The following is a 21,428-nucleotide window of genomic DNA, read 5'->3' on the forward strand; positions in this document are numbered from 1 at the left end:
AAGCTGGCGGCTAACGCCTGGCAACAGCCCATTTTTGTCCGTCGGCGTGGGTCAAGGTAGTATCCCAGGCTCACCGGCCCCATTCCGAGGCCGCCGGCATCGAGTATCGCCCCGATGAACGAAATTTCCCCGGAACAGACGCTAGAACGCGATGTTCAGTTGTTTACCGCCCTCCTGGGCGAGGTGCTGCGCGAACACAGCCGCAAGCGCGTGCTGGTGATCGTGGAGCGCCTGCGCGACGGTTTCATGCAGTTGCGCGAGCAGGAAGACCCCGAGTTGCGCGATCGGCTGATGAAACGCATCGAAGGACTGGATCCCCAGACCCTGTCCGAGGTGATCCGCGCCTTCAACATCTATTTCGGACTGGTCAGCACGGCCGAGGAACTCAACGCCCACCTCAAGCGCATGGATCGTATCTCGGCGGGCGAGCGGCTATGGGTCGGCTCCTTCGACGACACGGTCCGACAATTTCAGGAAGACGGCGTGAGTCCCGAGAACTTCCAAAGCCTGCTGGAACATCTCGTCTACCTTCCCGTCTTCACCGCGCATCCGACCGAGTCCAAACGACGCACCATATCGGACAACTTCAGACGCATCTTTCTCATCGCTCAGGATCTGCACCGCCGCCGACTCAACGAAGAGGAGCTGGAGGAAAAGCTGCAGGAGATCCTGACCCAGATCCAGATCCTCTGGAAGACCGACGAGGTCCGTATCCACAAGCCCCAGGTGACCGACGAGATTCGCCAGGGACTTCACTATTTCCGTGAATCCCTGTTCGAGGCGGTTCCGGACATCTACCGTTTTCTGGAAAAGTCGGTTCGACGCGCCTACGGGCCCAAGAGCGGGATCAAGGTCCCGAGCTTCATCCGTTTCGGCTCCTGGATCGGTGGCGATCGTGACGGCAATCCGTTCGTCAAACCCGAAACGACGGAACTGGCCGTGCGCATGCACGCCGAGCTGATCCTGGAGGAGTATCTCGAACGGTTGAAGCAGCTGCGCCGGATGCTCAGCCATTCGAGTTCGCTCTGCCAGCCCTCCCCCGCCTTCCTCGACAGCCTCGACGCCGACGAGGACTACTGGATCGACACCATGGGACAGAACCAGCGCCTGTTCCTCTATGAGCCCTACCGTCGCAAGCTCGCAATGATGCGACACCGACTCCAGGCCAACCTGGACCGGCTGCACGCCCGTATGGAGGGACGCGACGACGATGGACTGCCGGCGGGCTACGCCAGCGATCGCGATTTCCTGAACGATCTCTATCTGATCCGCGACTCGCTGATCCACCACGGCGACGCCAGCGCGGCCAACGGTCCGCTGCAAGACCTGATCCGTCTGGCCGAATCGTTCGGCTTCCATCTGGTCCACCTGGACATTCGCCAGGAATCCACCCGTCACACCCAGGCGGTGACCGAACTCTTCGCCCGCCAGCCCGGCTCGCCCTACTACCAGGCGTTCAGCGAAGAGCAGCGTCTCATGGCGCTGGCCGAGGCCGTCGCCCACCCCCATCCGTTCGTCATCGACAAGGCGACTCTGACCCCCGAGACGCGCGAGACCCTGGAGGTCTTCGAGGTCATGGCGCGCATGCGCGCCGAGGTGGGCGACAAGGTCTTCGGCCAATACGTCATCTCCATGACCCACGCGGCCAGCCATGTCATGGAGGTGATGCTGCTGGCCCGTCTCGCCGGACTGGTCGGCAAGGATCGTCAGGGCTGGTTCTGCAGCCTGCAGGTTTCGCCGCTGTTCGAGACCATCGAGGACCTGGGCCACATCGACCAGGTCATGAGCACCCTGTTCGACAACCCGACCTATCAGTCCCTGCTCAAGGCGTCCGGCAATCAGCAGGAGGTCATGCTGGGCTATTCCGACTCCTGCAAGGACGGCGGCATCCTTTCGGCGAGCTGGAACCTCTACGAGGCCCAGAACAAGGTGATCGCACTCGCCGACGATCGGGGCGTGGCCTGCCGACTATTCCACGGTCGCGGCGGCACCGTCGGACGAGGCGGCGGCCCCACGCACGAGGCGATCATGGCCCAGCCGGTCGATACGGTGCATGGCCAGATCAAGTTCACAGAACAGGGCGAAGTGCTGTCCTACCGCTATGCCAATCCGGAGACGGCCCGCTATGAGCTGACCATGGGCGTCAGCGGTCTGATCAAGGCCAGCCGCTGTCTCATCGAGCCTCCAGACGAGGAGCGCAACGACTATCTCGGCATCATGGACGAGCTGGCCCGATACGGCGAGGAGGCCTATCGCGCCCTGGTCCGCGACACCGAGGGCTTTCTCGACTATTTCTACGAGTGCACACCGCTCGACGGCATCGGACTGCTCAACATCGGATCGCGACCCTCGCACCGCAAGAAGGCCGACCGCTCGCTCGGATCCATTCGCGCCATCCCCTGGGTCTTCGGCTGGGGTCAGTCACGACACACCATTCCGGCGTGGTTCAGCATCGGCCAGGCGATCGAGCGCTACCGTGGCAACGACCTGGAACGTCTGGCCAAGCTACAGAAGATGTATCAGGAGTGGCCCTATTTCCGCTCGCTCCTGTCCAACACCCAGATGTCGCTGTTCAAGGCCGAGATGCGGATCGCGCGCCAGTATGCCCGACTCGCGGAGGATCAGGAGCGCGCCGCTCACATCTTCGGCCTGATCGAGGAAGAGCACAGACGCACCGTGACGCAGGTGCTGAACGTGGCCGGACTGCGCGTCCTCATGGAGGAAACCCCCGACCTGCATCTCTCGCTGGCCCGACGCAATCTCTATCTGGACCCGCTGAACCACATTCAGGTCTCGCTGCTGGAGCGCTATCGGGCCGATGAGGACGAGGAACGGCGCGAAGAATGGCTGGACCCGCTGCTACGATCCATCAACGCCATCGCCGCTGGCATGCGCAACACGGGATAGCACACGAATATGAACCCATTGATCGAGGCCCGGGATCTGGTCCGTCTCTATCCCGGGGTGCGCGCAGTCGACGGCATCGGCCTACGGGTCGAGCCCGGGCAGTGCTACGGCCTGCTCGGTCCCAACGGGGCCGGCAAGACGACCACGCTGGAATTGCTCGAAGGCATCCAGAAACCGACCTCGGGCCAGGTGCTCTACAAAGGTCGCCCTCTGGATCGGGACTATCACGAGCGGATCGGCATCCAGTTCCAGGCAACGGCCCTACAGGACTTCCAGACCGTCGGCGAGTCGCTAAAGATGTTCGCAAGCCTCTATCGCCGCACGGCCGATCGCGACACGCTGATCCGCATCTGCAACCTGGCAGAGATCCTCGATCGCGACACCCGCAAGCTCTCGGGCGGACAACGCCAGCGGCTGCTGCTCGCCATCGCGCTCGTCAACGACCCCGAGCTGGTCTTTCTCGACGAGCCGACCACCGGACTCGATCCGCAGGCGCGTCGCAATTTCTGGGGACTGATCGAGCGCGTCAAACGGCGCGGCACCACCGTGCTGCTGACGACCCATTACATGGAGGAGGCGGAACGACTCTGCGATCGCGTGGCGATCGTCGATCAAGGCCGCGTCATCGCCGAGGGCGAGCCGAGCCAACTGATCCGCGAGCACTTCCCGGCGCGGGTGATCCGACTGCCGGACTCGGCCTGGCCCGAGGGCACGCCCCTGCCTGCGGGTGCCGTGGCCCGGGATGGCGAGATCGAACTCTTCGCCGAAGAGGTCACCGCCGCGATCGCCGATCTGGAACGGCTAGGCGCGGATCTCAGCGCACTGAGAGTCGACATCCCCAATCTGGAGGATCTCTTCCTCAAGCTCACTGGACACGCATTGCGTGCCTGACATCGAACCGAAACACAACAAGGAGCATCGAGGGATGTGGTGGCACCGAACGCTCGCGATCCTGATCGCCCGTAATCGCGAGTTCTATCGCGACCGCGCCGGCCTGAGCTGGAACATCTTGATGCCCATCGTCATGGTGATGGCCTTCGCCTTTCTCTTCCCAGACGAACAGGGCAGCACCCAGCTCAAGGTCGGGGTCGTCGCCCCCGGAGGAGACCTGGCCAGCGTTTCCTCGCCCTTCCTCGGACTCGATCACATCCGCTTCGTCCCCTTTGCGACACCCGACTCCGCCATACCGAAGGTCGAGCGTCACCAGTTGGATCTGTTGCTCGATCTGCGCGCAACGCCCGTCTACTGGATCAACCGTGAATCAACGAACGGTTATGTCGCCGAGCGACTGCTGCAAGGGGCTTACGCGACACCGGCTCAGGGTGTCGTCCCCGAGCGCCGGACGCTGGATGGAAAGGCACTGCGCTATGTGGACTGGGCCTTGCCAGGCGTGCTGGCGATGAACCTCATGTTCTCCAGTCTCTGGGGCGTCGGCTGGGTGGTGGTGCGCTATCGCAAGAACGGCGTGCTGCGGCGGCTCAAGGCCACACCGCTGACACCCTGGGAATTCCTGACCGCGCAGGTGATCTCGCGACTCTTTGTTGTGATGGCGGCGAGCCTGGTGGTCTATCTCGGAGCCGCCCTACTCCTGCACCCACCCATGCACGGATCCTATCTCGCACTCGTCCTGGTCTATGTCGCCGGGGCGCTCTGTTTCATCAGCCTGGGACTCATCGTCTCGTCGCGACTGCGCACGGAGGAGGTCGCGGACGGCGTACTCAATCTGCTGTCCTGGCCCATGCTGCTGCTCTCGGGGATTTGGTTCTCGGTGGACGGAACCAGTGCGATGGCTCAAGACCTCTCGCGACTGATGCCCATGACCTATTTGGTGGATGCCGCACGGCAGATCATGATCGATGGCGGCGGAGTGCTGGACGTGCTGCCGCAGATCGGATTGCTGTTGGGAATCGCGGCGCTTTTCCTTGGAATCGCGGCCCGACTCTTTCGATGGGAGTAGGAGCCCCGCTCACTGGGAGCGGGAACGAAACAGTGACCAGCGATCAGGAGTCGGAGGACGAAGGCACGCTCAGGACCTTGAGTTCGACCTTGGCAACCCCCCGCTTGACGATTCCGAGTTCGCGAGCGGCCTTCCTGGAGAGGTCGATAATGCGGCCCTTGACGAAGGGACCGCGGTCGTTGACCTTGACGACGATACTGCGTCCGGTCCTGGTGTCCGTGACACGGACCTTGGAGCCCAATGGCAGGGTCTTGTGCGCCGCGCTCAGTCGGTTCTTGTTGTAGACCTGGCCGCTGGCCGTCCGGCGACCGTTGAGACTGTCGTGATAGTAGGAAGCGATGCCCTTCTGGACATGGCCGATGCCGCTTCGAGCCATTGCGTCGCTGCCGACGGGCAGCAGCAGCGTTAAGAGTGCGACCGTGGCAAGGGTCTTTTTCATGGGGCAAACCTCATTTCGACAGGCGCCGCGTTCATTCGTACAGTCAACGCAACGACGACGCCAGAATTCAGGACTTCCCAAGTCTAAGTGGAAACCCTATATGGGGTAAACCCTAATGAATGTAAAAATACCCCGATTTTCGCTACAAAAACCGATCGCATCGACACACGCATCGGGATGACCGACCCGTGACCGATCGCCGTGTCAGCGGCGATCGGTCCGCGCAGCCAGACGCTCTCAAGCCAACGCACCTTTTAAAACAACCCGTTAGACATCGCGTGTTACGGGCTGCTCGCCCTCTTTGACATCCTGACACGCCATATCATGCATCGGCCCCACCAGGCTGGCGGACAGATGCTGCCGGGCGCTGATGAGCGCGACCACGACCGATGCCAGATAGGGGATCGACTGCACCACCAGCACCGAGGCCCAGATGCGCACATCGAGCATAAAGGCATCGTCACGCATCATGACCAGGCTCGCCGCCAGCCAGAAGGCGAAGCCGAACAGGGCCTCCTCGCGCGCATCCGCCAGGGCGCGCATCACGGCGGATGCCTCGGCCTTCTTTGGCGTTCGGAAGAAGCCCAGTTTACCCGTGATCAGTCCGCCGAACATGGCGCGCGAAATGGTGTGAGACAGCGCCAGACCGGCCAATCCGGCCGCGAAGCTCTGGCGTAACGTAGCGGTCACCCGACGGCGGTAGAGGAAGAAGCTCTTGGTCATCTTGAAGACGAAGAGCACCAGAGGCACCAGAGCGACCGTCATGTAGGGTGGCGTCACGTACAGCGGGAACATGACCATCGCCACCGACCAGCCCAGGGCAGCGAAGTTGAAAAGCAGGTTGAAGCCATCGGCGAACCAGGGCAGCCAACCGGCCACGAAGTGGTAACGCTGACCGGCCGAAAGCGCGCTCTTGCGCACACCCAGCAGTTCCCGCCAATGGTGGAGCAGGATACGAACCGCCCCATAGGCCCAACGGTAGCGCTGCTTGCGGAAGTCCGAGAAGGTATCCGGCATCAGACCCCGGCCGTAGGTACAGGGGATATAGAGCGCCTTGTAGCCGGCCTCGAACAGCCGCAGCCCCAGTTCGGCGTCTTCCGTGATACACCACTCGGACCAGCCATTGACAGCGTCCAGCGTCTCGCGCCGGATCATGGTCATGGTGCCGTGCTGAATGATGGCGTTGCGTTCGTTGCGCGTGACCATCCCCAGATGGAAGAAGCCGCGATATTCGGCCATGCACATCGCCTTGAAGGCATTTTCGTCGGCATCGCGATAATCCTGCGGGGCCTGCACGATGGCGACCTCGGGGTCCGCGAAGGCCGGAACCAGATGACGCAGCCACTCGGGTCTCACGATGTAATCGGCATCGATAACGGCGACCACCTCGGCCCCGGGATCGGTCTGGCGCAGTGCGAAGTTGAGAGCTCCCGCCTTGTACCCGGACAGCGGATCCACGTGGAAGAAGCGGAAACGCGGTCCCAGTTCGCGGCAATAGGCCTCGACCGGCTGCCAGACATTCGGATCCTTGGTGTTGTTGTCGATCACCAAGACCTCGAAATGCGGATAATCCAGCGCCGCGAGTCCGTCGAGCGTCTCTTTGAGCAGATCGGGCGGTTCGTTGTAGGCCGGAACGTGCACGGAGACGAACGGAAGCCGATCGTCCGCGACCTTTCTCAGCGGGAAGGGGCGCCGCCATTTTTGCAACCAGAGCGATTCGGCCCACTCGTGCGCCTCGGCCATCAGCAGCACGATGACGCCGATACCGCCGACCATCAGCAGCAGACCGACGATCGCCGTGGCGGGCGTCATGTACTGACGCGTGTAGTCGTAGACGATCCAGACTGCGGCCGTCGAGATCGCATAGGTGATGAGGGCCAGAAACCCCTTGCCGCGCTTGGACATGCTTGAGCTGTCGCGATAGAGAAACACCAGCAGCAAAACGCCCATGACGACCGACAAGGCCGCCAGCTCGCGCCAGTGCGGGATGCGCACCACCGGTTCGGTGAAGGCGAATTTCGGCTCCCGATTGGCGTCGTAGACGCCCCAGTAGGTTCCGGTCGCCCCTTCTACTCTCGCCTTCCAGGGCTGATCGAAGGCCTCCATCACGTAATAGATATAATGCTCGGCCTCTGCCCGGGCGAGAAAGCGGCGCAGAAAGCGCGTCTGATTGGTCGGTGACGGCTCCGCGCCACGATTGCGCCGGCCATTGCTGGGCCAGCCGACCTCGCCGATGATGATGGGCTTGTTCGGATAGGTCTCCTTGATCTCGTTGTAACGGTTGATCGCATAGTCCACGGCCTGATCGACGGGCACGCCCTCCCAATAGGGCAGCAGATGGACGGTGATGAAGTCCACATGCTCGACCAGTTCCGGATATTTGAGCCAAACATGCCAAGGCTCGGCAGTACTGACGGGCAGCCAGGTGAATTTGCGCACCCGATCGAGATACTGGATCAGCTCCGGCACCTCGACGTCCTCGCGCAGGATCGCCTCGTTGCCCACCATGACCCGAACCACGTTGCGGTTCCCCTCGGCGAGCACGTCGGCCAGCCGCTTGAGTTCCTGATCGTTGAAGGCCTTGTCCTCACCGATCCAGGCGCCGAGCGTCACATTGAGGTCATGGGCCGCCGCCAGGCGCGGCACGGCGGCCAGGGTGCTCTCGACCGTATAGGTGCGAACTGCGTGGGCATCGCCCTGCAGCAACGCCAGATCGGCATCGATGTCCAGCAACGAGGGGAAGATCTTCTTGCTCGGATCGTCATCGGCACGCATCGGCGAGAAGGAGAAGCCCTGGATCCGACTCGGCCATGGCGGCTCCTCGGACGGCTGATTCAGCAACCACCAGGCCGACACGGTCAGCAGCGCGATCAGGATTGGGATGACAAAGTTGATGGAACGGTTCATGACTGGAATCTGCGTAATGGCTGGTTCGATCGCTGCGGCCGAAACCACGGCCCTGACTGAAACCTAATCGCCCTTTGGACGATCGGACTGTAACCCCTCGTTCGCGGCCTCCGCCACGGGCTCGACGATGAGCCATTGCCAGGTACCGGCCAGCGGCACCACCCTTCCCTGTCGTTCGAGCTGGTGCAGAAGCGCCTCGGTCGGCGTCAAGGCGATCATCCGCCCGAAACCGGACGGAATGACCGGCATTCCGCCGCGCGACTCGCCCCAGATACGAACCTGGAGAGCAAGATGATAGGCCAGCGAGATGAGTTCGCCGGAGGCGACGCCGCTGCTGTTGTCGCTGGCCAGAACGAGTGTACGCGCATCCGCGTTCGCGACCTGAGCGACCTCCAGGTTGCGGGCGCTGAAATTCTTACTCGACCAGGTGGATGCGCGCATGATCTGGAGCTCGGACAGCCCTCCAAGCATCACAAGCGAGACCAGCAGCAGGATGCCGGAGGTACGAGCGCGCGTTCCAACGGGCGCGGCAACCAAACCGCCGAGCACCCAAGCCACCATGAGCTGAATCGCCAGGATCGCCGGCAGGGCATAACGCACATGTAACGAGCGGCTGCCGCCCAGAAGCAGATCGGGGCCGAGCACGATGGCCACATAGACCCCGAACGTCGCGACCAGAAACCACATCCCGGCCCGTGGTGCCCGAAGCAGAAAACGCCAGAGCGCCCAGACCAGCGGGATCAGGATCAACCCCCACCAGGGCTCGGCCTCGGGGGAGAAATCCACGAAGGCGGACGAGAGGTGTCCGACCCAAGCCAAGAAGATGTCGGAAAGCCCAATGGGCCGCAGCATCCAGGCCGTGAACTGATCGACCTGATCCCGACCGGTCAAGAAGACCAGCAACCAGGGCGAAAAGGCCAACACCGCGCCGAGGATGGCGATCGACCAGCGCACCGCCAGACGCTTGAGATCGGCGAACGCGCGCCGATGCTCTGCATAGCTGACCAGGACGAAGAGACCATGCACCGGGATCATGAGCGCGAAGAGCAGGTGCGAATAGCAACCCAGGGCGACCGCGATCCCATAGAGCCACCAGTCGCCCTTGCGGTCGTCACGCAGGGCGCGCGCCAGAGCGGCGCTCGACACCAGGATCATGCACATCCAGAGCGCGTACTGACGCGCCTCTTGGGCATAGAGCAGATCCAGCGGCGAACAGGCGACCAGAAGCGCCGCGATCCAGGGGGCAGGTCCGCGCCCGAAGAGCTCGCGCATCAGCCAGTAGGTCGCGGGGACCAGCAAGACGCCGAACAGCGCGGACACACCGCGCGCCGCCACGATAGGCTCGACCGGAAGGTCGGTCGCCAGGCGGGTCAGGATGTAGTAGAGCGGTGCGTGCTCGGGGTGACTGGCGAAGGCCGCCATGGCGTCCGCCCAGCCATGCCCCGGATCCGGCATCTGATAGCGCAGCAGATCCGCCGGCGTCAGTAGGGTGTCGCTGAAAAGATGCGCTTGGATTTCGCTCGGCGTATAGCCGAAGACCCGAATCAGGGTGAAGACCTCGTCGTGCCAGACCAACAGATGATCCAGGCCGAACAGCCGCACCGCAGTGGTCGCGAGGACGACGAGCGCCACGACCACATAGAAGACGACACCGGGGGTTGAAGCCGTCGCGCGACCGGCGACGGAGGTCGAGGCAGACGGACGCTCCACGGGCGGTTGTCCTGAACGGGCCTCATCGGATACCGGAAACCAAGACGCGAGGGCCGACAAGGCAATACCCCCAAACGCAGCATGCTTATCATAACTTGATTCGGTTCCAACCGCCGGATTTGGAATGCGCGGACAGCTCCTGATTCAGCGGCGGACGGAATCAGTCCTCGACGAGCAAGGCGCGCACCGGAGCGAAACTCCGGCGATGATGCGGACAGGGACCCAACCGGCGCAGCGCCTCCAGATGCATCCGGGTCGGATACCCCTTGTGAACGGCGAACCCGTAACCGGGAAAGTCCTGATCCATCTGCACCAGCAGCCGATCGCGCGCGACCTTAGCCAGGATAGAGGCGGCCCCGATGGCCGCCACCGTTCCGTCGCCGCCAACGATGGCCTGCGACTCGATCTCCCAGTTCGGGCAGCGATTTCCATCGACCAGCACCCGAACGGGCCGCACGGACAGCGACTCGACCGCACGCCGCATGGCCAGAAAGGTGGCATTGAGGATATTGAGCCGATCGATCTCCTCGACGCTCGCCCAGGCAACGGCATAGGCGAGCGCACCCTCGCGGATCGCGCTCTCCAACCGCTCGCGCCGCGCGGCCGTGAGCCGCTTTGAATCGTCGATGCCGGATATGGGCCGCGCCGGGTCCAGGATCACGGCGGCCGCCGCAACCGGACCGGCGAGCGGACCACGCCCGGCCTCGTCGACACCGGCGATGAGTCGTGGCTCGTGCGTCATGCGGAGCGACTCTCGACCAGTCCCAGAAGCGCCTTGGCGGCCTCCGAGGCGGCGTTGCGCCGCAGATCGCGATGGATCCGGCGATACTCCGCCCGAATCGCCTCGACCCGCCCCGGATCGTCGAGGAAGGACAGCACGGCCGGGGCCAGCAGATCCGGACGACAGCGCGACTGGATGAACTCGGGCGCCAACTCGCGCCCGGCGAGCAGATTGGCCATGGCGATATAGGGCACCTTTACCAGACCCAGTTGCTTCACGACATGGTAGGAGATGGGATGAACGCGGTAGGCGACCACCATGGGGCGCTCGAACAGCAGGCCCTCCAGCGTGGCGGTCCCGGATGCCGTGAGCAGACAGTCGGCCGCCGCCATAGCCTCGCGACTGCGTCCCTCGACCAGAACCACAGGTAGATCGGGCGCGATGCGCTCCAGCTGCGCTGCAAACAGGGTCCGCAGACGCGGGCTCACGCAGGGCACAACGAAGCGCAACTCCGGTCGCACCGCCAGACAACGCGTGGCCGTCTCGATAAAGGGCTCGGCCAAGCGCTGCATCTCACCGACACGGCTTCCAGGCAAGATGGCGACGACCGGCCCCTCGGCCGGCAAGCCGAGCGCGACGCGCGCGGCAGCCCGATCGACATCCAGCGGGATCTCGTCGGCCAATGGATGGCCCACGTAGGTCGCCGGCACGCCGTGCTGGCGCAGGAAGGTCTCCTCGAAGGGAAAGACGCTCAACATCAGATCGACCGAGCGCCGAATGGTCTTCACGCGCCCCGGCCGCCAGGCCCAGACGGTCGGACTGACGAGATGAACCGTCTTGATTCCAGCCTCGCGCAGACGTCGCTCAAGCCCCAGATTGAAGTCGGGCGCATCCACACCGATGAAGAGATCCGGCGGATTCTCGATGAAATGGCGCACCAGGGTCCGCCTGAGACCCAGCAGCTCGCGCAGATGACCGAGCACCTCCATCAGCCCCATGACCGAGAGACGGTCCATATCGAAGAGTGTCTCGCATCCCTCGGCCAACATGGCCGGACCCGCGACCCCGACGAAGCGAACCTCGGCCCCTTGCCGCCGGATCTCGCGCACGATGGCCGCGCCGAGTAGATCGCCCGACGCCTCGTTGGCGACGATACCAATTGTGAGCGGACGCACCGGATGGCTCCTGTGGTGTGACGCGGAACGGAGAGTCAGAACCGTGCGATCAACGCACGACACCACGATTGGTCGCGGCCAGGAAATCGGCGAGGATCGCCAGTTCGGGTTGGCTCTCGACCATGGTGCGAATTCGCTCGATCGCCTCGTCGAGCTTGAGATTGGACATGTAGAGCGCCCGATAGGCGCGCTTGATGGCCTGGACGGCATCCGGCGTATAGCCGCGCCGCCGCAATCCCTCGCTATTGATGCCGTGCGGCTCGGCGGGATGGCCGCCAACCGTCACGTAAGGCGGTACATTACGGGTCAGGACCGACCCCATGGCGCAAAAGCTGTGGGCGCCGATCCGGCAGAACTGATGCACGATGGTGAAGCCGCCGAGGATCGCCCAATCCTGGACCTCGACATGCCCGCCCAGCGAGGCGGCGTTGGCCATGATGACCTGATCGCCGATACGGCAATCATGGGCGACATGGGAGTAGGCCATGAAGAGATTATCGTCGCCGATACGCGTGACACCCTGGTCCTGTTCGGTTCCTCGATGCAAGGTGACGAATTCGCGGACCTGATTGCGATCGCCCATCTCCAACAGGGTCGGCTCGCCACCGTATTTTTTATCCTGAGGATCCTCGCCGACCGAGGCGAACTGAAAGATGTGATTGTCGCGACCGATCCGCGTCGGCCCACGCACTACGACGTGGGGTCCGATGCGGGTCCCCGCGCCGACCTGGACCCCAGGTCCAATGACGGCGAAGGGACCGACCTCCACGCTGGAATCCAGTTCGGCCCCTGGATCGACCAGGGCGGAGGGATGGATCAAGAGGCGAAGTCCCGCGCGGTGCACATGATCTCGGCCGTGGCGACGACACGATCGTCGACACGCGCTTCGCCGTCGAACTTCCAGATCCCGCGTCTCACGGGACCCAACTTGACCTCCATAATCAACTGATCGCCCGGTTCGACGGGACGTTTGAACCGTGCCTTGTCGATCCCGACAAAATAGTAGAGCGACTTTTCACCAACCTCTTCCGGGCGCGACGCCATGGCGAGCAATCCGGTCGCCTGGGCCATCGCCTCGACGATCAGGACCCCTGGCATGACCGGACGCACCGGAAAATGCCCGGTGAAAAACGGCTCATTGAAGGTGACGTTCTTCAGCGCGATGAGGTAATCATCGGCCTTGAAGTCGACGACCTTATCGACGAGCAGAAACGGATAGCGATGCGGCAAGAGACTCAGTACCTTATGGATGTCCATGGTGCTGATCACGCTATCCGGTCGGCCGTGCTGCTGATCGGAATCCGCTGATGTCGGATGAGCCCCATCCATCAGGATTCCTCCTGCCCTTGTGTGTCTTTCATGGTTTCGAGAGATACCTCAAGTTGCTTCAATCGGCGCGCGAGATCATCGAGTTGTCTGAAGCGCGCCACGTTACGTCGCCAGGCCCCGCTCGGCATCGCAGGGATGCCGCTGCTGTAGCTGCCGGGCTCCGTGAAGGACCGCGTCACCATCGCCATGCCGGTGAAATGGACGTCATCTCCGATTTCGAGATGCCCGGCCATGCCGACGGCACCCGCAATGGTGCAGTTGCGGCCGATACGCGTCGAACCGGAGATCCCGGTATTCGCCGCCATCGCGGTATTGTCGCCGATTTCGACGTTGTGTCCGATCTGAATATGATTGTCGAGTTTCACTCCGTTCCCGACCAACGTGTCCGCAATGGCCCCACGATCGACGCAACTATTGGCGCCGATCTCGACGTCATCGCCCAGCACGGCGCGCCCGATCTGTGGAATCCGCACCCAGCGCTCGCCGTCGCGCGCGAAACCGAATCCGTCGCGGCCAATGACCGAGCCAGGCTGCAGCATGGCACGCTGTCCCACCAGCGTCCCGGCGCAGAGCGTGACCCGGGCCACCAAACGCGAGTCATCGCCGATCTCGACACCGGCCCCGAGAATACAGCTCGGCCCGACGAATACCCGAGCACCGACGCGCACACCGGCTTCGATCACGGTGAGCGGCCCGATCCAGGCTGTCGGATCGATGTCGGCGCTCGGATCCACCACCGCGCTGGGATGCACACCGCCCACCACCGGGGGTTGCGGATGCAGAATGCGTGCGGCCTCCGCAAAGGTCAGATAGGGATTCCCGCTGATCAAGATCGGAACCGGGCACTGATCCGCGTCGGCCTCGGTCAGGATCACCGCCGAGGCCTTGGTCTCGGCCAGATGAGAACGGTATTTTGAATCGCCGAGGAAAGACAGGGTTCCCGCCCCGGCCTGAGTCAGCTGGGCCACACTGGATACGACGACATCGCCATCGCCACGCAGGCGCGCGCCCACGCGCGCGGCGAGCTCATTGAGATTGATCTCCAAGACTTCTCTCCGATCGTTATGCATCTCGCCAGGAGGGAATGGCGAGGGGGACAGCACACGCAGCCGAACGCGTCACTTTTTCTTTGCAAACTCGGCCTTGAGACGTTCGATGACCAGATCCGAGATGTCGATACGCGCATTGGAATAGACGATGCCATCGCTCAGGATGAGATCGATCTTCTGCTCCTTGGCGAGTTCGACGACGACCTCTTGGACCTGTCGCCCCAACTTGGTCCGCAGCTCGTTCTGGCGCAGGGCGAAGTCCTCCTGGAACTCGTCGCGCGCATATTTGAGCCTTCGGGTCCGACTACGGATATCGTTTTGCAGTCGCTGGACCTCGCTTTCGCTCATGAGCGCGCCGTCGCGCTCGAGCTTGTTCTGAAGCGACGCGATCTGTTCCTGCTGTTCGCGCAATGTGCGCTCGCGCTCCTCGACCTCACCCTGCAGCGCATCGCGCGCGGCCTCGTACTGAGGCGATTGCTCCACAACCCGATTGGGATCCACCACCGCGATGCGATAGTCGCCAGCGGCGGCCTGACCGGAAACCAAGGCCACGAACAGCAGAGGAAGAGCGTGCAATAAGATCTTCACGAAGGCACCAAATGTTCCAACGAGGTGAACCCAAACCGGCAATCAGAAGGTCTGCCCGAACCCGAACTGGAAGACCTGCGTGTCGTCGCCGTCCTCCTCGTTGAGCGGGAAGGCGAGACTCACCGAAAGCGCACCGACCGGAGACAGCCAGGTCACCGACAGACCGGTCGAATAACGCAGATCGCCAAGATCGAATCCAGTCGAATCCAGTAGATCGGAATCCTCGGTCGACCAGACGTTACCGAAGTCGAAGAAGGCGCCCAGACGCAGTGATTTCTCGAATTGGCCGCCGATGGGAGCCGGCGCGAACAGCTCCACGCTGCCGACCAGCTTGAGGTTACCGCCAACGGGATCATCGCTGCTGACCTCGCGCGGACCGAGCGAATTCGCGACCCAGCCACGCACGGAGCGCGGACCGCCTGCGTAATAGTTCTCGAAGAAGGGCAGATAGTCGATATCGCCATAGCCATCGCCATAGGCGACGTCGCCCGTCATCGACAAGACGAAGCGCGAGGTGAGCGAAACGTAGTGCTGCTCCTGATAGTTGATCTTGTAATACTGCAGATCGCTGCCGGGAACGGCCAGTTCGCCAAAGAGACTGCGCGTGAAGCCCGAGGTCGGGAAGATCGCGGTATCCCGCGTGTCGTCCGAATAGGTCGCGGAAAGAATGTAGCTGTTGAAGGTATTGCCGTTTTCCGCCACGAACTGCTGCGCGATCTCGGATCGCCCCGCCGTGAAATCGGTATATTCATAGCGGATGCCCAGACCCGCACGGCTGGTATCCGTGATCGGGAGACCGAAGTTCATCCCGGCCACCCCGACATCGGTCGAATAGTCGGCGCCGATCAACTCGTCGTAATCGGTTTCCCTGTAGGAAAGGTTGAAGCCGCGACTGATGCCATCGACCGTGTAGTAGGGGTTGGTGTAGCCCAGCTGATACAGACGGGTCGAGGTACTGGTATTGAACGCCAGAGAGACGCGCTTGCCCGTTCCCAGAAAGTTGTTCTGAGTGATACTGGCATTCAAGAGAATGCCCTGCGACTGGGAGAAACCGACACCCGCTGCCAGATTGCCCGCCGGTTTCTCTTTGACCGTCACGTCCACATCGACCTGATCCGCCGAGCCCGGAACAGCAGGCGTCTCGATCGAGACATCATCGAAATAGCCCAAGCGCTGGAGCCTCTCGCGCGATTTACGCACCAGATCGGCCGAGAACCAGGCGGTTTCCAACTGACGCATCTCGCGACGCAGCACCTCGTCGCGGGTCCGAGTATTTCCCTTCATGTTGACCCGGCGCACATAGACGCGCTTACCGGCATCGACGAAGAAGGTGACGGCAACCTCATGGGCCTTCTCGTCGATCTCGGGCACGGTGTTGACGTTGGCGAAGGCATAGCCCTCGTCGCCGAGCAGACTGGAAATACGTTCGGCACTCTCGGTCGTCGCTTTGCGCGAGAAGAACTCGCCGCGCTTGAGCCGAATCAGCGGAAAGAGCTTCTCGGCGGGAACGCTCGGCTCGCCGGCAAGCTTGATATCGCTGACGCGGAAGGGCTCGCCTTCGTCGATGACGACGGTGACATAGATCTCCTTCTTGTCCGCGCTGATCGAGACCTGGGTCGACTTGATGTCGAACTTGATATAACCGCGATCCAGATAGAAGGAACGCAGGGTCTCCAAATCGCCAGCGAGCTTCTGCTTGGAATACTGGTCGTTCTTCGTATAGAAGGAATTCCAGCGGGTCGAACCGAGCTGGAACCGTTTGCGCAGCTCGTCCTCGCTGAACGCCTTGGCGCCGATGATGTTGATCTGCTTGATGCGAGCGGTCAGTCCCTCGATCACCTCGATATTGATGGCGACCCGGTTGCGCTCCAAGGGCGAGACGGTCGACTGAATGAGCACGCCGTATTTGCCTCGGGCGAAATACTGACGCTCCAGCTCCTGCTCGATGCGATCGAGCACCGAGCGGTTGAACACCCGCCCCTCCTTCAGCCCGATATCGGCGAGCGCCTTGTTGAGCGCATCGGTCTCGATGTCCTTGTTGCCGCTGATCTTGATCTCGGCGATGGCCGGGCGCTCGCGCACCCAGATGACCAGGACGTTGCCGTCGCGCTCGACACGCACGTCGTCGAAGAATCCCGTCTGGTAGAGCGAGCGAATGATGCCGCCGGTGACGTCGTCACCGACCGTATCGCCGACCTGAACGGGCAGATAGTTGAAGACGGTCCCCGGAGCGATACGCTGAAGCCCCTCGACACGGATGTCCGAGACCTGAAATACCGCAGCCTCGGCCGACGCACTCGGAGCGAGAAGGACGGGGACGAAAAGAACGGCGAGCAGCAGATACGTTTGCCGGACGCCACCGCGTAAAATCTGAGAGATCGCGCGCAAGACGGGTTCCCCTAATCAAGCCCAAGTCAGCCAGGAGTCGGCATCCAAGGCGCGCTAGTATAAGGGAACAGTCTAGTCAGCCCAATAGCCGTGACAGATCAACGTAGAACGCGAGCGTCATGAGCGCCGCCAACAGGAAGAGACCGACCTTCTGGGCCTGGAGCTGAACCGGTTCGGACACCGGACTGCCCTTGGCCCACTCGATCAGGTAATAGAGCAGGTGACCGCCATCCAGCACCGGGATGGGCAGCAGATTGAGCACCCCTAGACTGATGCTGACGACCGCCAGGAACTTGACGAATGCATCGAGCCCGTAACTCGCTGTACGTCCAGCCGTTTCGGCAATGGTGATGGGGCCGCTCAGATTCTTGATCGAGGCCTCGCCGATTAGCATCCGCCCCATGACCTTGAGCATCAGCAGGCTGGTGTCCAAGGTCTTGTTGACCGCCTGCCCCATCGCATCGATCGGACCATAACGGACATCGACCAGATAGCCATCCATGAAATCGTCTGGAACCTGTACGCCTGCACCGATACGCCAGACCTGGGCGCCATTCTCGCCCTCGACCGCGCGCGGAGCCAACTGAACCCGAGCGGACGCGCCATCGGGCCGCTCGACATCCAACGTCAGGGTCTGGTTCGGATGCCCACGCACCGCTTCGACCAGCGCCCTCCAGGAGGTCACGCGCTCGCCGTTGACGGCCAGCACCCGATCCCCTAAGCGCAGACCGGCGACATCGGCCGGTTCACCCGGTACCAACTCACCGATAACGGGCGGCAGCTCGGGCCGCTGCGGCGTGAATCCGAGTCGCCCGAGCAGATCCGGCTCCTCGGTGAGACCCGAGATGGCATCGCCCGAGATCCAGCGATCGCGCTCGACACCCGAGGCGTCGCGCACCCGAACATCCAGATCCCGGCCGTCCATCGCCTCCATCGTGAAGGCGAAGACCGATGTCTCCCAGCTGCCGGCGGGGCGATCGCCGATACGCAGCAGTTCGTCGCCCGGCTGGAAACCGGCCTCGGCGGCGATCGACGCGGGCTCCACGGCAGCAATCACGGGCTTCAAACCCGAATCGCCGAGCATGAAGATGGCCCAGTAGGCGAGGATGGCGAACAGCAGATTGAACAGCGGGCCGGCGGCCACGATCGCCGAGCGCTTCCATAGCGCCTGCCGATTGAACGCCTGACTCAGCTCCGACTCGGCAACCGGCTCCTCGCGCTCGTCGAGCATCTTCACGTAGCCGCCGAGCGGGATGACCGCGAGCACGTATTCCGTCGCGTTCGGATCACGCTGCCAACGCAGCAGCGGTCGACCGAAGCCGATCGAGAACTTCAGCACCTTGACGCCCACGCGACGCGCGACCCAGAAATGGCCGAACTCGTGGATCGCGATCAGGATCCCGAGCGCAACGAGAAAGGAGCCGATGGTGAAGACTGTATCCATTGCGATCAGGCGCTACGTGTGGCGACCAGTTGCTCGGCGCTCTCGCGAGCACGCCGATCCACGTCGAGCAGGAATTCGACCCCCTGCCCCTCCACGCTCTCTTCGGGCAGCGCGTCGAGCGCCCCCGCAACCACAGCAGCGATGCCGGGCAAATCGATGCGCCGATCCAGGAAGGCCGCAACGGCGATCTCGTTGGCGGCATTGAGAATGGCAGGCGCGGTACCACCTTGCCGAGCCGCCTGAAAGGCCAGCGCGAGACAGGGGAAACGCATCATGTCGGGCTCTTGAAAATCCAGCCTGGCCACAGCGAAGAGATCCAGCGGCGCCACACCCGAGTCGAACCGCTCAGGCCAGGCCATGGCATGGGCGATCGGAGTACGCATATCGGGATTGCCGAGTTGGGCGAGAACCGAGCCATCGTCATATTGAACCAGGGAGTGGATGACGCTCTGAGGATGCACGACCACCTGTATATGGTCGGTATCGGTCCCAAACAACCAGCAGGCCTCAATGACCTCCAAGCCCTTGTTCATCATGGTCGCCGAGTCGACCGAAATCTTGCGCCCCATGGACCAGGTCGGATGGGCGCAGGCCTGCTCGGGCGTCACCGAGGATAGACGCTCGATCGGCCAGTCGCGCAGCGGACCACCCGAGGCCGTGAGCAGAATCTTCCGCACCCCCACCTCGGCCAGACCCTGGCTGAAGTTGGGCGGCAAGCATTGGAAGATGGCATTGTGCTCACTGTCGATCGGCAACAGCTCGGCGCCGCTCTCGGCGACCGCCCGCATCAGCATGGCACCCGCCACGACCAGCGATTCCTTGTTCGCCAAGAGCACGCGCTTGCCGGCATTGGCGGCCGCCAGGGTCGGACGCAGACCGGCCGCGCCGACGATGGCGGCCATGACATACTGGGCCTCGGGCAACGCAACGACCAACTCAAGCCCCTCCACGCCCGTGAGGATCTCTGGAGGCTGCGGCATGTCCGCGAGCAGATCGGCCAAGCGCCGCGCGGCATCCGGATTCACCATGACGGCATAGCTCGGACGGTGCTGACGGCACTGCTCGGCCAAGCGCTCCGCATCCTGATTGGCGGTCAGCGCCACAGCGCGGAAACGCTCGGGATGTCGAGCAATCACATCGAGCGTACTGACCCCGATAGAGCCGGTCGCACCCAGTACGGTTACGCCTATCACAATCCTACTCCGATCACATGAGAGCCCAGGTCATCCCCAGGGCGAATAAGGGAGCGGCCGCCGTGAGACTATCGATGCGATCCAGCAACCCCCCATGCCCAGGCAGGAGCTGACTCGAATCCTTGACGCCTCGACGACGCTTCAAAAAACTCTCGTACAGATCACCGACGACCGAGATCAACGCCGAACCGCCGCAGACGAGCAACACCAGCAGGGTCGCGCCGAAACCGAGCGATTGGTGCCAAGCGAAAAGCAGACCGCAGAGCGCGGCGCCGACGACGCCACCGTAGACGCCCGCCAGCGTCTTTCCCGGACTTACGGCCGGGGCCAGCTTGGCGCGTCCCCAACGACGCCCGACGAAATAGGCCAGGGAGTCGGCGGTCCAGATGACGACCATAAGAAAGAGCACTAACGCCGGCCCGACATGGGGAATGCGATGCAAATCGACCAGCGCGGCCCAGGGCGCGACCAGCACCAGCAGACCGACAGGAAGCAGCAGCGGCTGAAAGCCCGACGATGGTTCAATCTCGCGCATGCGCAACATGCGCGCGGATTGAAAGATCCACCATGGAATGCTGATACCGACCAACCACAGCCGCCAATCGGCATGCGGCCACAAAAGCCCCAGACAGACGCCGATCAGGCCCAGATAGACGAGACGACGCGCAACCCCGTCGATCCCTGCCAAGCCGCACCATTCCCAGCCCGCGCCGAGCACGATCGCCCCGAAAAACAAGGCAAAAACAGGCGTGGGGAGCCACAGCACCGCCGCGATGACCAGCGGCCCCAAGACGAATGCGGTCAGGGTTCGTTGGCGCAGACTGCTCGATATGCGCAAGACGTCAGCGTCCATAGGCGGCCAATAGCGGACGTTTTTTAACCTGCTCGCCGGTCATGCCGAAGCGGCGCTGGCGACGTGCGTAATCGTCCAAGGCCAGAGCGTAGGCCTTCTCGTCGAAATCCGGCCAGAGCGCGTCGGAGAAAAAGAGTTCGGAATAGGCGGATTGCCACAGAACGAAATTACTCAAGCGTATCTCCCCTCCCGTTCGGATGAAGAGATCCGGCTCAGGGAGATCAGGAAAGGACAGACGGCGGGTCAATGCCTGCTCGTCGATGTCGCCCGGATCCAGAAGGCCGGCTTGGACATCGGCCACCAAGCGCCGCGCCGCCTCGGTGATATCCCAACGCCCACCATAGTTGGCGGCGATCTGAAGATTCAGGGCGGTATTGCTCGCGGTCAGCTCCTCGGCCTGGGCGACCCGGTGTTGCAACTTCTCGGGAAAGGCGCTTCGTTCACCGATGACACGAAAACGGACGTTGTTCTCGTGCAGGCGCCGGATTTCGCCACGCAAGGCGCTGATGAACAGCTCCATCAGCACGTTGACTTCGGTACGGGGTCGCTTCCAGTTCTCGCTGCTGAAGGCGAAAAGGGTCAGGGTGCCGACGCCACGCCGGACGCTCTCCTCGACCACGGCGCGGACACTCTTGACGCCCTCGCGATGCCCGGCCGTCCGCGGAAGATTGCGCTGTTTCGCCCAACGGCCATTGCCGTCCATGATGATGGCGACATGCTTGGGAATTCGTTCATCGGGCTCTGCAATGAGCGCGGCTGATGCTGCTG

General features: G+C 62.8%; 17 protein-coding genes. 3 read left to right on the top strand and 14 right to left on the bottom strand.

Features of this window, described 5'->3' with window-relative positions:
• The first annotated feature begins 114 nt into the window (after positions 1-114).
• Genes ppc through ACFSJC_RS05265 form a run of 3 tightly spaced genes read left to right on the top strand, consistent with a single transcriptional unit; the run spans position 115 to position 4,864 of the window.
• Positions 115-2,907 carry a phosphoenolpyruvate carboxylase gene (gene ppc / locus ACFSJC_RS05255; protein WP_386024231.1) on the top strand — a complete coding sequence of 931 codons (2,793 nt, stop codon included), beginning with the start codon at positions 115-117 and terminating at the stop codon, positions 2,905-2,907.
• 9 nt (positions 2,908-2,916) lie between these two features.
• A complete protein-coding gene (locus ACFSJC_RS05260) occupies positions 2,917-3,798 on the top strand; it encodes an ABC transporter ATP-binding protein (protein WP_386024234.1) in 882 nt (293 codons plus the stop codon).
• Between the two features lie 34 nt (positions 3,799-3,832).
• A complete protein-coding gene (locus ACFSJC_RS05265; protein WP_386024473.1) occupies positions 3,833-4,864 on the top strand; it encodes an ABC transporter permease in 1,032 nt (343 codons plus the stop codon).
• A gap of 43 nt (positions 4,865-4,907) precedes the next feature.
• On the opposite strand, the gene ACFSJC_RS05270 is transcribed toward ACFSJC_RS05265, so the two are convergent.
• The 14 genes from ACFSJC_RS05270 to ACFSJC_RS05335 all read right to left on the bottom strand — a co-directional run bounded on the left by ACFSJC_RS05270 (position 4,908) and on the right by ACFSJC_RS05335 (position 21,408).
• Positions 4,908-5,303, bottom strand: a complete 396-nt coding sequence (locus tag ACFSJC_RS05270; protein ID WP_386024237.1) for a septal ring lytic transglycosylase RlpA family protein — start codon at positions 5,301-5,303, stop codon at positions 4,908-4,910.
• A 267-nt stretch (positions 5,304-5,570) separates the two neighbouring features.
• Positions 5,571-8,210, bottom strand: a complete 2,640-nt coding sequence (locus ACFSJC_RS05275; RefSeq protein WP_386024239.1) for a glycosyltransferase family 2 protein — start codon at positions 8,208-8,210, stop codon at positions 5,571-5,573.
• Between the two features lie 63 nt (positions 8,211-8,273).
• Positions 8,274-9,920, bottom strand: coding sequence for a glycosyltransferase family 39 protein (locus tag ACFSJC_RS05280; protein WP_386024242.1), 1,647 nt, complete (start codon positions 9,918-9,920; stop codon positions 8,274-8,276).
• Positions 9,921-10,080: 160 nt separating this feature from the next.
• Positions 10,081-10,662, bottom strand: a complete 582-nt coding sequence (rnhB, locus tag ACFSJC_RS05285; protein ID WP_386024245.1) for a ribonuclease HII — start codon at positions 10,660-10,662, stop codon at positions 10,081-10,083.
• A complete protein-coding gene (lpxB, locus tag ACFSJC_RS05290; RefSeq protein WP_386024248.1) occupies positions 10,659-11,816 on the bottom strand; it encodes a lipid-A-disaccharide synthase in 1,158 nt (385 codons plus the stop codon). The genes rnhB and lpxB overlap by 4 nt, the downstream gene beginning before the upstream one ends.
• 49 nt (positions 11,817-11,865) lie before the next feature.
• A complete protein-coding gene (gene lpxA / locus ACFSJC_RS05295) occupies positions 11,866-12,636 on the bottom strand; it encodes an acyl-ACP--UDP-N-acetylglucosamine O-acyltransferase (protein ID WP_386024251.1) in 771 nt (256 codons plus the stop codon).
• On the bottom strand, positions 12,633-13,145 hold the full coding sequence (fabZ, locus tag ACFSJC_RS05300; protein WP_386024253.1) for a 3-hydroxyacyl-ACP dehydratase FabZ: 513 nt from the start codon (positions 13,143-13,145) through the stop codon (positions 12,633-12,635). Before fabZ ends, lpxA begins: the two co-directional genes overlap by 4 nt.
• Positions 13,145-14,191: a UDP-3-O-(3-hydroxymyristoyl)glucosamine N-acyltransferase gene (gene lpxD / locus ACFSJC_RS05305; RefSeq protein ID WP_386024256.1), complete on the bottom strand. Its 1,047-nt coding sequence runs from the start codon at positions 14,189-14,191 to the stop codon at positions 13,145-13,147. Before lpxD ends, fabZ begins: the two co-directional genes overlap by 1 nt.
• A 72-nt stretch (positions 14,192-14,263) precedes the next feature.
• Positions 14,264-14,770: an OmpH/Skp family outer membrane protein gene (locus ACFSJC_RS05310; RefSeq protein ID WP_386024259.1), complete on the bottom strand. Its 507-nt coding sequence runs from the start codon at positions 14,768-14,770 to the stop codon at positions 14,264-14,266.
• Positions 14,771-14,824: 54 nt separating this feature from the next.
• On the bottom strand, positions 14,825-17,170 hold the full coding sequence (gene bamA, locus ACFSJC_RS05315; RefSeq protein WP_386024262.1) for an outer membrane protein assembly factor BamA: 2,346 nt from the start codon (positions 17,168-17,170) through the stop codon (positions 14,825-14,827).
• 76 nt (positions 17,171-17,246) lie between these two features.
• Positions 17,247-18,614, bottom strand: coding sequence for an RIP metalloprotease RseP (gene rseP, locus ACFSJC_RS05320; RefSeq protein WP_386024264.1), 1,368 nt, complete (start codon positions 18,612-18,614; stop codon positions 17,247-17,249).
• Positions 18,615-18,619: 5 nt separating this feature from the next.
• Positions 18,620-19,807 (bottom strand): 1-deoxy-D-xylulose-5-phosphate reductoisomerase, encoded by a 1,188-nt coding sequence (gene ispC / locus ACFSJC_RS05325; RefSeq protein ID WP_386024267.1) that lies wholly within the window; start codon positions 19,805-19,807, stop codon positions 18,620-18,622.
• 13 nt (positions 19,808-19,820) lie between these two features.
• Positions 19,821-20,660, bottom strand: a complete 840-nt coding sequence (locus ACFSJC_RS05330) for a phosphatidate cytidylyltransferase (protein WP_386024270.1) — start codon at positions 20,658-20,660, stop codon at positions 19,821-19,823.
• Positions 20,650-21,408 (bottom strand): isoprenyl transferase, encoded by a 759-nt coding sequence (locus tag ACFSJC_RS05335; protein WP_386024476.1) that lies wholly within the window; start codon positions 21,406-21,408, stop codon positions 20,650-20,652. Before ACFSJC_RS05335 ends, ACFSJC_RS05330 begins: the two co-directional genes overlap by 11 nt.
• Between the last annotated feature and the right edge of the window lie 20 nt (positions 21,409-21,428).

Source organism: Thiorhodococcus fuscus (genome assembly GCF_042682685.1).
GTDB classification, from domain to species: Bacteria; Pseudomonadota; Gammaproteobacteria; order Chromatiales; family Chromatiaceae; genus Imhoffiella; species Imhoffiella fuscus.